At 47.0% G+C, this 13021-nt stretch carries 15 protein-coding genes and 1 pseudogene; 10 read left to right on the top strand and 6 right to left on the bottom strand.

Features of this window, described 5'->3' with window-relative positions; translation table 11 throughout:
- Positions 1–34: 34 nt before the first annotated feature.
- Together acs and N186_RS09910 are read left to right on the top strand one after the other, a co-directional pair.
- Positions 35–2008, top strand: a pseudogene (gene acs / locus N186_RS05605) (acetate--CoA ligase); the annotation flags it as partial.
- A 51-nt stretch (positions 2009–2059) separates the two neighbouring features.
- Entirely contained in the window at positions 2060–2770 is a 711-nt protein-coding gene (locus N186_RS09910; protein ID WP_420804548.1) for a CBS domain-containing protein, read from the top strand.
- An 82-nt stretch (positions 2771–2852) separates the two neighbouring features.
- Here the strand turns inward: N186_RS09910 and N186_RS05600 are convergent, their stop codons facing one another.
- From N186_RS05600 to N186_RS05580, 5 genes are all read right to left on the bottom strand, one after another.
- Positions 2853–4460 (bottom strand): xylulokinase, encoded by a 1608-nt coding sequence (locus tag N186_RS05600; protein WP_020962803.1) that lies wholly within the window; start codon positions 4458–4460, stop codon positions 2853–2855.
- Positions 4461–4525: 65 nt separating this feature from the next.
- The gene (locus tag N186_RS09870; protein ID WP_020962802.1) at positions 4526–5146 is read right to left on the bottom strand and encodes an acyltransferase; all 621 of its coding nucleotides are present in this window, start codon (positions 5144–5146) and stop codon (positions 4526–4528) included.
- Positions 5147–5212: 66 nt separating this feature from the next.
- Positions 5213–5860 (bottom strand): ribonuclease HII, encoded by a 648-nt coding sequence (gene rnhB / locus N186_RS05590; RefSeq protein ID WP_020962801.1) that lies wholly within the window; start codon positions 5858–5860, stop codon positions 5213–5215.
- A gap of 51 nt (positions 5861–5911) precedes the next feature.
- A complete protein-coding gene (locus N186_RS05585) occupies positions 5912–6886 on the bottom strand; it encodes a V-type ATP synthase subunit I domain-containing protein (protein WP_020962800.1) in 975 nt (324 codons plus the stop codon).
- A gap of 62 nt (positions 6887–6948) precedes the next feature.
- The gene (locus tag N186_RS05580) at positions 6949–7290 is read right to left on the bottom strand and encodes a Sec-independent protein translocase subunit TatA/TatB (protein ID WP_020962799.1); all 342 of its coding nucleotides are present in this window, start codon (positions 7288–7290) and stop codon (positions 6949–6951) included.
- Positions 7291–7387: 97 nt separating this feature from the next.
- On the opposite strand from N186_RS05580, the gene N186_RS05575 reads away from it, so the two are divergent.
- Positions 7388–8326, top strand: a complete 939-nt coding sequence (locus N186_RS05575) for an isoaspartyl peptidase/L-asparaginase (protein ID WP_020962798.1) — start codon at positions 7388–7390, stop codon at positions 8324–8326.
- An 11-nt stretch (positions 8327–8337) separates the two neighbouring features.
- Here the strand turns inward: N186_RS05575 and N186_RS05570 are convergent, their stop codons facing one another.
- Positions 8338–9207 (bottom strand): AEC family transporter, encoded by an 870-nt coding sequence (locus tag N186_RS05570; RefSeq protein WP_020962797.1) that lies wholly within the window; start codon positions 9205–9207, stop codon positions 8338–8340.
- A gap of 55 nt (positions 9208–9262) precedes the next feature.
- Between N186_RS05570 and N186_RS05565 the strand changes: the two genes are divergently transcribed.
- From N186_RS05565 to N186_RS05540, 7 genes are all read left to right on the top strand, one after another.
- Complete coding sequence (locus tag N186_RS05565) at positions 9263–10201, top strand: sugar phosphate isomerase/epimerase family protein (protein WP_020962796.1); 939 nt, start codon at positions 9263–9265, stop codon at positions 10199–10201.
- On the top strand, positions 10194–10577 hold the full coding sequence (locus tag N186_RS05560; protein ID WP_020962795.1) for a cyclophilin-like family protein: 384 nt from the start codon (positions 10194–10196) through the stop codon (positions 10575–10577). The genes N186_RS05565 and N186_RS05560 overlap by 8 nt, the downstream gene beginning before the upstream one ends.
- Positions 10574–11353 (top strand): class I fructose-bisphosphate aldolase, encoded by a 780-nt coding sequence (locus tag N186_RS05555; RefSeq protein WP_020962794.1) that lies wholly within the window; start codon positions 10574–10576, stop codon positions 11351–11353. The genes N186_RS05560 and N186_RS05555 overlap by 4 nt, the downstream gene beginning before the upstream one ends.
- A gap of 171 nt (positions 11354–11524) precedes the next feature.
- Complete coding sequence (locus tag N186_RS05550; RefSeq protein ID WP_020962793.1) at positions 11525–11830, top strand: ArsR/SmtB family transcription factor; 306 nt, start codon at positions 11525–11527, stop codon at positions 11828–11830.
- Positions 11817–12182 carry a hypothetical protein gene (locus N186_RS05545; protein ID WP_052885531.1) on the top strand — a complete coding sequence of 122 codons (366 nt, stop codon included), beginning with the start codon at positions 11817–11819 and terminating at the stop codon, positions 12180–12182. The genes N186_RS05550 and N186_RS05545 overlap by 14 nt, the downstream gene beginning before the upstream one ends.
- Positions 12179–12316 (top strand): hypothetical protein, encoded by a 138-nt coding sequence (locus N186_RS09725; protein WP_020962791.1) that lies wholly within the window; start codon positions 12179–12181, stop codon positions 12314–12316. The genes N186_RS05545 and N186_RS09725 overlap by 4 nt, the downstream gene beginning before the upstream one ends.
- Positions 12316–13020, top strand: a complete 705-nt coding sequence (locus N186_RS05540) for a polymer-forming cytoskeletal protein (RefSeq protein WP_020962790.1) — start codon at positions 12316–12318, stop codon at positions 13018–13020. Before N186_RS09725 ends, N186_RS05540 begins: the two co-directional genes overlap by 1 nt.
- Position 13021 lies beyond the last annotated feature (1 nt).

The raw sequence follows: 13021 nt of genomic DNA, 5'->3' as shown, positions 1-13021 counted from the left end.
ATACAGTTGTCTAAAGGTTTTTTGGCGATTGACGATGGAACCGGGGAGCCTTCCATTTGGGGAGTATGTTACAAACGACAAGTTCGTGTTTCAGAGAATTGAGGACTACTGGAGAAGGCATGCCGAGACTTTGAAGAATTTCAATGAGTTTTGGGATGGTGTCGCTAGTGAGCTTGAGTGGTTTGAAAAGTGGAAGAACTTGTTGGACGACTCTAATCCTCCTTTCTATAAGTGGTTTGTCGGCGGAAAGATAAACCTGTCTTACCTCGCGCTGGACCTAAATGTCAAGAAGGGTAGAGGAAACAAGGTTGCCCTGATTTGGGAGGGCGAACCCGTAGACGGAAATGGTATGCCTCTCGAGGTCATGAGATACACGTATGGGGAACTTCTCCGAGAGGTCAACAAGGCGGCCTATGTATTGAAGAGGCTCGGTGTAGGTAAGGGAGACAGAATATCCATCTATTTGCCAATGATCCCCGAAACGATTATTTTCATGTTGGCTGCGTGGAGGATTGGAGCTATTACAAGTGTAGTTTTCTCCGGCTTCTCGGCTGAGGCCCTTGCTGACAGGATAAACGATGCTGGTGCCAAGCTACTCATAACTGCTGACGGGTTCTGGAGGAGGGGGAAGATCGTCCCACTAAAAGAGACAGCCGACAAGGCCGTGGAGAGGGCCCGTTCTGTTGAGAAGGTCGTTGTAGTGAAGAGGATAGGTCTAAATAACGTGCCGATGAGGGAGGGCAGAGACTACTGGCTACATGATTTGCTTAGAGAAGTCCCAAGCGATGTTTTTGTAGAGCCTGAGAGGCTTGAAAGCGAGCATCCATCCTTTATCCTGTACACCTCTGGAACTACTGGGAAGCCTAAGGGTATAGTCCACGATACTGGTGGCTGGGCCGTTCACGTATATGCAACAATGAAGTGGGTCTTCGATATACGTGAACACGATGTCTACTGGTGTACAGCAGACGTTGGCTGGGTCACTGGCCACTCTTATGTGGTTCTTGGGCCAATGCTCGTCGGCGCAACCCAGGTTGTCTACGAGGGTGCTCCAGACTATCCACAGCCGGATCGCTGGTGGAGCATCATCGAGCGTTACAAGGTCTCCGTTTTTTATACTAGCCCTACAGCTATACGAATGTTTATGAAGTTTGGCGAGGATTGGCCGAGAAGGCACGACTTGTCTTCGCTAAGGATTATCCACTCTGTTGGAGAACCGATTAATCCAGAGGCATGGAGATGGACCTATAGGGTTCTAGGCAACGAGAAGGTAGTGCTGGGATCAACGTGGTGGATGACCGAGACCGGCGGAATAATGATTTCTCATACGCCTGGGTTCTTCCTTGTACCCATGAAGCCCGGGACAAATGGTCCCCCATTGCCAGGCATAGAGGCAGACATTGTAGATGCAAAGGGCGAAAGCGTGCCGCCAGGCGTCAAGGGCTACCTTGTGATTAAGAGACCTTGGCCTGGAATGCTTCACGGTATATGGGGCGACCCAGAGAGGTATAAGGCTACGTACTGGGCTAGGTTCCCAGGCTACTTTTATGCGGGGGACTTTGCTGTAAAGGACCAGGACGGCTTTATCTGGGTGCTTGGAAGAGCCGACGAAGTACTAAAGGTCGCGGGCCACAGGCTCGGCACATATGAAATTGAGTCTGCCCTTGTCGGCCACCCGGCTGTTGCAGAGGCGGCAGTTGTCGGTGTCCCCGACCCCATAAAGGCTGAGACACCCGTAGCCTTTGTGGTTTTGAAGCAAGGGTTCAAAGCTGGGCCGGAGCTTCGTGAAGAACTTAGGAGACATGTAAGGAATGCTATTGGCCCCATTGCTGAGCCTTCAACTGTGTTTTTCGTGTCAAAGGTTCCAAAGACGAGGTCTGGAAAAATTATGCGTCGACTACTCAGGTCTATAGCGCTCAACGCACCTCTTGGAGACGTTTCTACCCTAGAGGACGAGACATCTGTGGACGAAGCTAGAAAGCTGTTCGAAGAGTTGAAGAGCGAGGTCTGGAAGAGCATCGAGCAATTTGTGCGTAAGCCGTTAGTCGTACCCCCGTCGATGCCCATAAAGGAGCTTGCACACAAACTTCTCGAGGAAAAGTTTGCAGTTGTCAGCAGTGACGGGAAAAAAGTCGAGGGGGTTGTCTCCGAGAGAGACATTGTTAGGGGCATAGCCATAAATGCCGGCTTCAAGACACCCGTAGGTGACGTTATGAGGCGAGACGTGGTGGCTGTGGATGCTTCTACCCCCTATCATGAGGCACTTAAACTGCTTTCCCAGAAGAAGATAAGGCATCTCGTTGTGACAAAGAACAATGAGCTATTTGGTGTCGTGAGCGCGCGGGACCTATTGGGCGAACACTTGCTCGTGATAGACGAGGCCTTGAAAAACACATTGTCTAGACTTAAGGTGGGAGACTGGATGAAGAAGACAATTGTTTCAGCTAGCCCGAGAGACGCAATTAGAACTGTTGCAAAACTAATGAGTGAAAAGGATGTAGGCCTAGTGGTGCTTCTCGATGGTGGAAGGCTTTACGGCGTTGTATCAGAGTACGACCTTGTAAACGCCCTAAAGAACGAGCTGGACTTTGACAAAACCGTAGCAAGTATAGCATCCACAAATGTAGTGACAGTTCCCGTGGACGCGTCACTGCAGACAGCTGTAGCACTCATGTCAGAAAACGGGATAAGACACTTGGTGGTAACAAGGGGTTCTGAGCCTGTAGGAGTTATATCGATCAGAGACGTCATAGGTGCGCTCAGGGAATAAGCCTTCTATGTTTTTGTTTTTGACCAACTATTTCTAAAAAATATCTTTGGTTTATCTTAACTTTCACTTTCTCGCTTAAAGTTTATTCATGCAACTTGAATAAGAGGTGTATTAGTCGGTCTATGTCCCAGGGGGGAGGAGTAGGAGTAAGCTCGCTTATAGATGAAATTTCCCTGTAAAGTGGCTCCAGCTGCGTGTATAACTTGTCGTATATGGCATAATAAGCGTCGTAAATGGAGGCTTCCTTGGGGTCTGGGCGTATCCTAGCCCTTTCTTTGAAAAATCCCTTGGCGGCTTCCCGGTGTGACTCAAAGAGTCCTAGAGCTGTACTCGTTATTAACGCGTCGCCAGCTAGCGCTGCGTCTAGGAGTTCTGGCAGGACTACTTCTAGCTTTGTGACGTTTGCCTTTATCCTTGCCCAGGTCGGCGACTTTGCTCCTCCACCCATGAGTATAAGCTCGCTCGGCCTTATTCCTAGCTCGCCGAAAACCTCGAGTATTTTTCTTATCTCGTAGGCTATTCCCTCCATCATGGCTCTGAAAATGTGTGACCTAGTGTGGTATACAGTTAGCCCAAATATGACACCTCTAGCATAGGGGTTCCACCTTGGAGACCTGGCTCCAGAAAAGAACGGCAAAACAATTAGCCCGTTTGAGCCTGGAGGTATGTATTCGGCTTCCATGTCTAGGTATTCGTAGGCCCTCCTCCTAGTAGAGCTTGCCAGCTGTTGTACGCTTTCAGCGACCTGGTCTCTGAACCACCTAAGTATGGCGCCTGCAGTACTCATACCTGCCTCAATTACCCAAGTATTCCTTATGGGTGAAGCCCCAACCGAAAACCTCATTTTTTCGTCGAGTAGCGGCCTGTCAACCATTGTTGCAGTCGTAGAGCCTGTACCTGTTGATTCTTCTACTCTTGAAGACTCAAATATCCCCGCTCCTAGAACTTCTGCTTGCCTGTCCCCCATCCCAGCAAGTACCTCTATGTCTGTGGGAAGGCCCAGGATCCTAGCCGCCTCTTCGCTTAGGGTCCCAACAATCTCGTCGCTGTTTAGAGACTCAGGGAACAGGTCGATGTATTCTGACAGCTTCAGCATGTCGAATAGTTCCTGGTCCCATTGCAACTTTACTATGTTGAACAGCATTGTCCTAGATGCAACAGTATGGTCGGTAATTGGCCTGCCGGTAAGCTTGTATATAACATAGTCTTTGGGCTGTAGCCCCTTCTTTGCCCTTTTAAGTACTTCGGGTTCATTCTCCTTGTACCACAACAGCTTTGTAGCTGTAAACGTGGCGTCGACAACCAGGCCTGTCCTCCGGTAGATCTCCCTAACATCATTCTCCTTCTTTATCCTCTCAGCCTGGGGAGCGCTACGCCTATCCATCCATATTGGGACTCTTCCTAAACTCTTTCCGTTTGAGTCTATTAAAGCTAGAGTCTCTCTCTGGCTACTAACATTGATACCTGCTATTCTTGAGGGGTCAATGTGGGACTTCCTGATAACAGTCCTTGTAACCTCTACTACAGTTTCCCACCAGTCTTCCGGGTCTTGTTCAGCCCATCCCGGTTTAGGATAGTACGTTGGGTATTCCTTACCATCTACAGCTAAAAGGTTTCCAACCGAGTCAAAAAGAGCAACCTTTACAGTTGTCGTGCCTATGTCTATTGATAGTAAAATATCTTTATCCACAATTATATTTTTTACATTTTTGGAAAATTAAACTTGAGTATTAACATACTGTAAAGATAACCGAGTTAATCTTTGCTATCCTTTGCCCTGGCGACTCTGCTGTAGAGCTCTCTCGATATAGAAACTTCCCTACCACAGTGCAGACACTTTAAAAGCACACTGTTTTCGGTCTCCCGTATAACCTCCTTGAGCGGCCTACCACAGTAACAGACAAAACCCACAAGTCTCGCCGGATTGCCCATGACGAGCCCGTGGTCTGGAACATCCTTTGTTACCACGCTACCCGCCGCCACCATCGCGTACCTTCCAATGGTAACTCCACACACAATGGTAGCGTTCGCCCCTATGGATGCCCCCTCCTTTATCGTTGTCTTTACTACTTCCCAGTCAGTCGAAAATGCCCTCGGATACTTGTCATTTGTAAAGACTGCGTAGGGGCCAACAAACACATTGTCCTCAATTATTACGCCCCGATACACGGATACACCGTTCTGTATCTTGACATTGTTGCCTACTACTGCTCCTTGGTCAATATATACATCCTTCCCTATGTTACAGTTCCTGCCTACCTTTGCTCCACTCCTTATATGTGCAAAGTGCCAGATACGTGTGCCTTCTCCTATTTCTGCGCCGTCCTCAATGATTGCAGTTGGATGAGCAAAGTACTTTTTGGATAGTTCGACCATGTTGTCGATATGAAAATACTTCCTTAATTGTTTTTCTGGTTTATAGCCATAACTGTATTGAGACGGCTACTTACCTAGGAGTTTTTTCCACGAGTCCCACTCTTTTCTTGCGATGGGTGGCGGCTCGGGGTTTTTCTTTAGCCATTCAACAGCAAATCTTTTTGTCTTAGGGTCGCTTGGATAGCCTGAGCCAAAGTCTCCATATGTCTTCTTTAGCTCCTCGATTATGCTGTCCCTCTCAACCTTTGCAACTATAGATGCGGCGCCGACGATTATGTATTTTTCGTCGGCATGGTTTTCAACCACGAGCCGGACAGGTATCTTTAGAAGGGATTTTACAGCTTCGGCGTATCTATCTGGGACGGGGTCTGGGCTATCTATGTAAACAGTTTCAAGGGGAATGCTTTGTGCCACTTTGTTTATGAGCCCAGCTGCCATAGCTGCCTCTAGGTAGTTTAGGTTCTGGTAGCATTCGCCCTTGACGGCGCAGTCTATTAGGTGTGGTTCAACTATGACCTTCTCGACGCCGCACCCGATACTTGGGAGGATTTTTGCCAGCCTTCTCCTGGTAGATGGTGCAACCTTCTTTGAGTCCTTGAATCCGAGGCTTGCGAGTAGCTTTAGCTTTTCTCCTGGACAGTAGACCATAGCTATAACCATGGGCCCAATCATTGGGCCGCGTCCAGCCTCGTCTATGCCTGCAATGAAAGACACAGAACCCAGTACAACTCTAATTATAAAAACTGTAATGGTTTGGGAACTGTATCAGCCTTGAACAAGAACCTTGACCGAGATTAGTCCTTTTGTTGCTAAGCTGTAAAGTGTCCTGAGAACTTCCTGCGTCGGCATATTTGTCTTGCGGGAAACATGTTCAAGTAGCTCGGTCAGGGGGATAGGTTTCCTACCCAAGATGTTTGTGTATCTAAGTGTTTCCTCGTAGACCTTTATTTCCAGCTCTGACAGGGCAGTGTTTAGGAGGCTCTGTGCTTCGTTCTTTATTTTCGCCAGCTCTTTGTAGATGGCATTTGGATCTATTGGCTGGGGGTCCTGTTTTGCCTTTGAGAGGTATTCTTCTATCTGTTTCAGCCGGGCCTTGGATTGTTCTATCTTTGCCCTGTCTTGGAGTGATGCGACGACTTCTGCTTTTGCCAGTACTTCTTGTGTTGTTGCGACCTCTCCTTGCAGGATCGATACTGTTTTGTTGTATTCTGTCTTAGTCTTAACATACATCTGGTATAGTTGCTGTTTTATTTCTTCGACGCGCTTATATAAGTCGTTGAAATCGTTGTAGTCTTCTTGTTGGATCTTCTCGGCTTTGCGGAGCAATCTGACCGCGTCGGAGTAAAGCGACGGGTTGAGATTCTGGATTACGTCTGTCCACTTTTCCAGTTCATGCCTGTTCTTCTCTATTTCATTCATGGAGCTTTCGATGTGGTCGATTTTTCTGAGAGCATCCTCGATAGTTGTAATTAGTGTATGAAGCCTGGTAGAGTATTCTTCAAGAGAGCGTGCTGTACGCTCAACCTCTTGGAGGGCTGGCGGCTCAGGAATATTTAGGAGAGTAAACGACTTGTTTAAGATTCTTTCTAGAAGTGGGTTTCTTGAGGCTCTTTCCTTCAGAGACTTGTACAGTGCTTCTAGACGCTCTATCTTTTCGGCCGTACTGGAAGAAGTTTTAGATAAATAGTATAGCAAGTCGTTTTTCTTTTTAGTTGTTAGAGCAACCGCTTCTTGACTCATATGAACATAGATAGGCGTATTTTGAAAAAATTATCATTGAAAATAACTTTTAGGGGCCAACTTTAGATTAACCCCTTTTCTTTTGCCTTTTCTATGACCTCTTTTACTAGGTCTTCCTTGGTCTTTCCCTCTGTCTGCACACCTAGTTTTTCTGCGAGCTTCTTTAGATCCTCATCTGAAATTGCAGTAGTTGTTTCCTGTTTCTTTGATGCTTCTTCTACTGAGGAAGTGACCTTTTGTGTTTCTTCTCGGAAGACTCTGACTGCTTCGCCTGCTGCCTTCGCAAGCTCCGGAAGCTTCTTGGGGCCGAAGAGTATAAGGGCGAGGATTATGAGTAGGATTATCTCAGTTGGTCCAATCTGGAACTGTAGTGTAACGACTTGCGGTGGGTATACGGGAAGCATCTTTTCGCCCAAAAAGATTGTTAACGCATATTAAAAAACTTTTTCAGACCAAAGAAATATCGAGAAGCAAAAGAAATTTTAATAGAGCATTATATTCATGGGTGTGAAACACAAGCCTATAATTGCTGTTCATGGTGGCGCCGGCAGAGCGCGAAGAATGAGCGATGAGGAAAGAAAAGAGATAGAAAATGCATTGATGGATGCTCTTAAATCTGGCCTAGATGTCTTGCGGAGTGGCACGGCTCTTGACGCTGTGGAAGAAGCTGTCAAAACAATGGAGGCTTCTGGACTATTTAACGCTGGGAAAGGCGCCGTGGTCAACCTCAAAGGGGAAATAGAGCTAGACGCTGGCATAATGTGGGGAAAAACATTGTCGGCAGGCGCCGTGGCCGCGCAAAAGTATACTTGGAATGCTATTTCCCTAGCAAGAATAGTCATGGAGAAGACGGACCACGTTCTCATCGTAGGTGAGGGCGCAGACTTCCTTGCAAAGAAATTTAATCTAGAGCCGCACCCGGGTCCTACAAGAAGAGTGCTGGAGAGATACAATGAGTACAAGACGCAGGTAAACGAGAAGAGATTCGAGCTCTGGAAAAATAATTACGAAGTTAAAGACCTCTATGCAGGGGACACTGTTGGGGCAGTTGCTTTTGATTCTGAAGGAAACCTTGCCGCCGCAACAAGCACGGGAGGCTTGTTCTTGAAGCTACCTGGCAGGGTGGGAGACTCCCCTATACCTGGGGCCGGCGTGTACGCTGAGAACGGCGTCGTAGCTGTGTCTGCCACGGGTGTTGGCGAGGTCATGATGAAGCTGTCCCTTGCGAGTAGAATAGCGTCCCTTGTTAGGAGCGGCTTGGCCCTGGAAAAGTCTTTAGATGAGGTTGTTTCGCTTGCAAGTAAGCTCTTTGGCGCAAACACTGTGGGCATCATCGCTATAGATGCTCAAGGTAACTATGCTGAAAACACAAATGCCGAGGTTTTCTTTCGTGGCTGGGCGTCTCCAAGCGAAGGCTTGCTGAGGTCGCCTTCGAAGTAGCTCATCTTCCTTTATACAAACAGTAGAGCGATTGGCAAAAACACGAATGTAGATATGAGTGTCGATACAAAGACTATTCCCGACGTGGTTTTCGGGTCTAGTCCAAGTTCACGTGCAATAACAACACATGAAACGGCGCTGGGCATAACTGACTCTATTATTGCTACTTTAGAGTCTATCCCGCCGATCAGCCCAAGCCAAATTAAGAGCCAAGTTATAGAGATGGCTACCACGAGCCTCAGGAAGTATGTTTTTATTCCGTCTAATAGTGAGAAGTCTAGATGCGAGCCAACCTCTACACCTAACTGTACAAGTGCGACTGTCGAGGCAACATTCCCAAGAGTGGAGATGGGTTCCAGAACTATTTCAGGTATTTGTAGCCTAAGAGACGCAAACAAAACAGCTAACAGTATTGCATAGGTGAGAGGGTACTTTAGCAACCTCTCTAAGGGGCTCTCTTTTCTATCATTCGCCAAATAAATTGGGGAAAGAATGTTCGAAGTGATATTGTTTCCCAATATATAGAAGCCAACACTTGCAACACCGGTATTTCCCCAGAGATTTTGCGCTATACCAAGAGGAATATATCCAGCGTTTGCATACATCGAGGTAAGTATGAGCTCTTTTCTCTTGAAGAGCTTTCTCCCTATAGCAAAGGTCACCAATACGAGAATAGAGCTCAACAAGCTTAGATTGACAACTGATAAGTCGTGTTTTCCGCTTAGCCTGGAATACGTAGAGGTGAATAAAAGAGGCGTAAGAAAAACATAGAGCACGATCTTTGCAAACAGTCCTACCTCGTTCTCTTTTGGCTTATAGAAATAGCTGAACAATAGTCCGGAAAACAGCGGGAGATATATGTCTAGCAATTCTTGAAGCATCGCTTGATAATAAGCAACTTTTTAATTTAAGCAGTGCTAATAAAAACTGATAAAAATGTTTGCAGTTTATTTTGCAAAGGGAAAGACAGCTTTTACAGCACACTTTCCCTGGAGGGTAAGCATAGTGGCCTTCATGGCTAATCCCCCTGTCCTTAAAGAGGATGTTCCAGCCCTTAAGGAGACATTCTCGGCTCTGACTAGTGACGGTTTCTTCGACATGATCGAGGTTCAAGCCTTAAGCCAGGAAGCCTGGCAAGCCGTCAGCCCAATCTTGTCCTCGAGCACCGTTGAAGTTGCGTTTGGCGTGCAACCACTCGTATTGATGCAGGGCTATAATCCTTCTTCACTCAAAGAAGAGGAAAGGAAAAGGGCTGTAGCAAAACTAGTCGAAGTAGTTAGGACTGCGGCTAGCAGGGGCGTAACAAAGGTTGCGTTTTCAAGTGGTCCTGACCCTGGGCCGGAAAACCGGGAGGCCGCAAGGGACTCTCTAGTTAAGAGCCTTAAAGAAATAACGGCAGAAGCGAAAAAACTAGGAGTCACAATTATTCTTGAGACGTTTGACAGGGACTGGGACAAAAAACAGCTTATAGGACCGATACGTGAAGCGGTAGAGGTAGCGAAAGAGGTCAAAGCTGACTTTGACAATTTTGGTTTATTGTGGGACCTAAGCCACGGACCCATGCTCAACGAGAAGCCAGGAGACATCAAGGTCGCGAAGGACTACCTTGCACATATACACATCGGCTGCACAAAGAAGTTGCCAGACGGCAGGCTGGTAGACTGGCATCCAGGCTTCTATAGGCCGGGAGCCATAAACGGGGTCAACGATGTTGCAGACCTGCTCAAAGTTCTCCTCGAGATCAACTATGGTGGAGCCATAGGCTTCGAAGTCAAGCCTGAAGAGGGCCAACACTGGCTTGAAACTGTGCAAGCCGCAAAAGGCGTCCTGTACTCTGCGTACCACAAGGTCTTGGGTGAAATGATCCATGGCTAAGCTTAGGATAATTTTTCCACAAAGCATAGGCGTAGTAGAAGTAGAGCTTACAGGCAAAAACCCGAAGACACTCCAAGCACTTAAATCAGCCGCACCGTTCGAGAGCAGGGTAAACCTCTGGGGAGAAGAGATTTATTTTTCGACGCCGGCACGTGTAGCCCAGGAAGTGGCACAAGATGTTGTTGACGTTGGAGATGTTGCCTACTGGCCACCCGGAAGGGCGCTCTGCATCTTCTTTGGGCCAACACCTGTAAGCAGGGGTAGCGAGATTAGACCAGCGAGTCCAGTCAACGTTATAGGAAAAGTGATTGGCGACACAGAGAGACTTAAAAAAGTAAAAGACGGGGAAGTCGTCAAGGTGGAGTTTGTAGAATGAGTGGAAAAAAGCTTAGATTAAAGAGGCTTTTTAGAAATGGAAGAGCCCTTATAGTTGCACTCGACCACGGAAGAAGACACGGACCCATCCCAGGTGTTGAAAACCTTGGAGAAACAATTTCCCGAGTCATGCAGGCAGAACCAGACGCCGTCATGGTTACGCCCTCAATGATTGAGCACTACTATGAACTTCTTTCTGGAACCTTTGTAGTTGCAAGGATAGATGGTACTGGGACTGTTAAAAGCCTAGACGAGACTGACGACAGACTTATCTCGACGGTTAATAGAGCTGTGAAAGCTGGGGCCGACGCTGTAAGCGTAATGGTTTATCCAGGTAGCAGGAACGAGAACTATCTCTGGGAGAAACTGGCAAGCGTAGTTGAAGAGGCAGATAGCCTAGGCATACCAGTAATGGCAGAGGTCGTGCCAAAGCCTCCACAATTCACCGAGTATGGTGCAGACGTCGTCGCCTATGGCGCAAGGATAGCCGCTGAGCTGGGAGCAGACATAGTTAAGACTGTGTACCGCGAAGACTTTAAACTTGTAACGAGGAGCGTCCCTGTTCCAGTAGTTGTCCTAGGCGGCCCAAAGTCCTCCTTTAAAGACACATTGCTTATGGTTCAACAGGCAATTAAGAGCGGTGCTTCTGGTGCGGCTATTGGCAGGAACATTTTCCAGCACAGCGACCCGGCAAAGGCGACAAAAGCATTCATGATGGCAGTCCATACAAATAAAACGATAACTGAAATCCTAGAGGAGCTGGCCATCCCAGAATAGTGACACAACTGCTGGGTTATCCTTTTTTCCCAACATGCTTTAAGGCTTTATGCTGAACAGGGTATTTACCAAGCATTTTCCTACATGACTCAATGTTTTCGCTTTGAGTTGAGGAAGTATTATGTAAAATAAACTTTATATATCAGTTCTGGATTAATAATTTGATGGTGAATGGCAAATGTTGAAGATGCAGAAAAACTGTCAGAGGTGTTGCAGGTGCTAGCGAACCCTATAAGGCTTAAGATGCTTGCCCTTATCGCTGTAAGGCCACGCTATGCCTACGAGCTCTCCAAGTACCTGAAGCTGTCTTACCCATTGACCCACTTGCATCTGAATCTTCTCGAGAAGGCAGGCTTTATATCCGGGAGCTATGTTGAGGGGCCTAGAACAAAGAAAGTGTATCGTCTAAACGACTTCCAGCTTGTTATCTCTGGAGAGATTTTAAGGAAAATAGGTGAGAAGCTTGAGAGTCCCTAACTATGCAGTTGTAGTCGGTATTATTATATCATTAATTCTGCTCGTTTGGATACCTTACAACGTTATCCAGGCTGTATCCAACAAGACACTTGACACGCTGTTCGGCGCGATTATAGTTTTAGTCAGCATGGGGGCCGGCGGGACCCTAGCATTTTTCTCGATTGCTTTCGGTTTCACAGAACCGTTTGTCTCCACTGGAGATGTTGACAGAAAGAGACGCGAATTAAGAGAAATTGAAGAGAAAATGAGAATCTATAGGGCTCGTCAGAGGGCTATGCTGGAAGAGCTTGACGAGATAAAGAGGCTTCTAGAGGAAATAAGAGACCTGCTAAAGGAGGGTATGGCTGTATGAGTTCAGAGAAAGAATTGAAGTATAAAGACTTGTCAGACGAGGAAGTTGAGGAGCTTATCCAGAAGAGGCTTAGAGAGATAAAGAATGTGCTCACGGAAATCAAGGAAATTCTGCAAGAGGCAGGTGTCAAGTGATGGCAGAGCTATTCGACAAGTATGAGAGGACTCTTCGCGGACAATCCACGGCTTCTAGCAAGGTTGACAGTGTTCATATTGCCGGTAGCGGTGTGGTTGCTGGCGGCAAATACAATAGGATATCCATCTCTGGCTCGGGAAAGGTGACAGGAAATGTAGAAGCGGAGGAAATAAAGGTTTCCGGGTCTGCACGCTTCATGGGAGACGTAACGGCACAATTTTTCAAGTGTGCTGGTTCGTGCAAGATAGAGGGCAATGTTAAAAGTGACCTTTTCAAGTCTGCCGGGTCTATTTCTATAAGCGGCTCCATCGAGGGAAACGAGGTAAAGATTGCTGGCGCACTGAAGTCCTATGGGATAAAGGCTAGAATATTACATGTCTCTGGGAGCTTTAAGGCAGAGAGCGTTGAGGCCGAGGAGGCATTCTTTGAAATATCAGAGGAAGCTGTTGCTGAAAAAATAGTTGCAAAAAGGATTACAGTTAGGCCTTCCCGAGGCGAAAATATGCTGTCTCTTGGAAAGATACTTAAATATGCTTTGAGACGCCATGCTCTACCAATATTGGAGGCTAGAGAGATCTCAGCGGACAGCGTTACCGTGGAAGACGTAATCATAAAGGGAAACATTGTAGCTAAGGAAATTGTCTTGAGGGGTAAAGCAGATATTGTTGGAAGCATTCAGGGAGAAGTAAAGAAAGAAAAATAAT

It is taken from the genome of Thermofilum adornatum (genome assembly GCF_000446015.1).
GTDB classification, from domain to species: Archaea; Thermoproteota; Thermoprotei; order Thermofilales; family Thermofilaceae; genus Thermofilum; species Thermofilum adornatum.
This window is presented reverse-complemented; position numbering and strand designations above follow the sequence as displayed.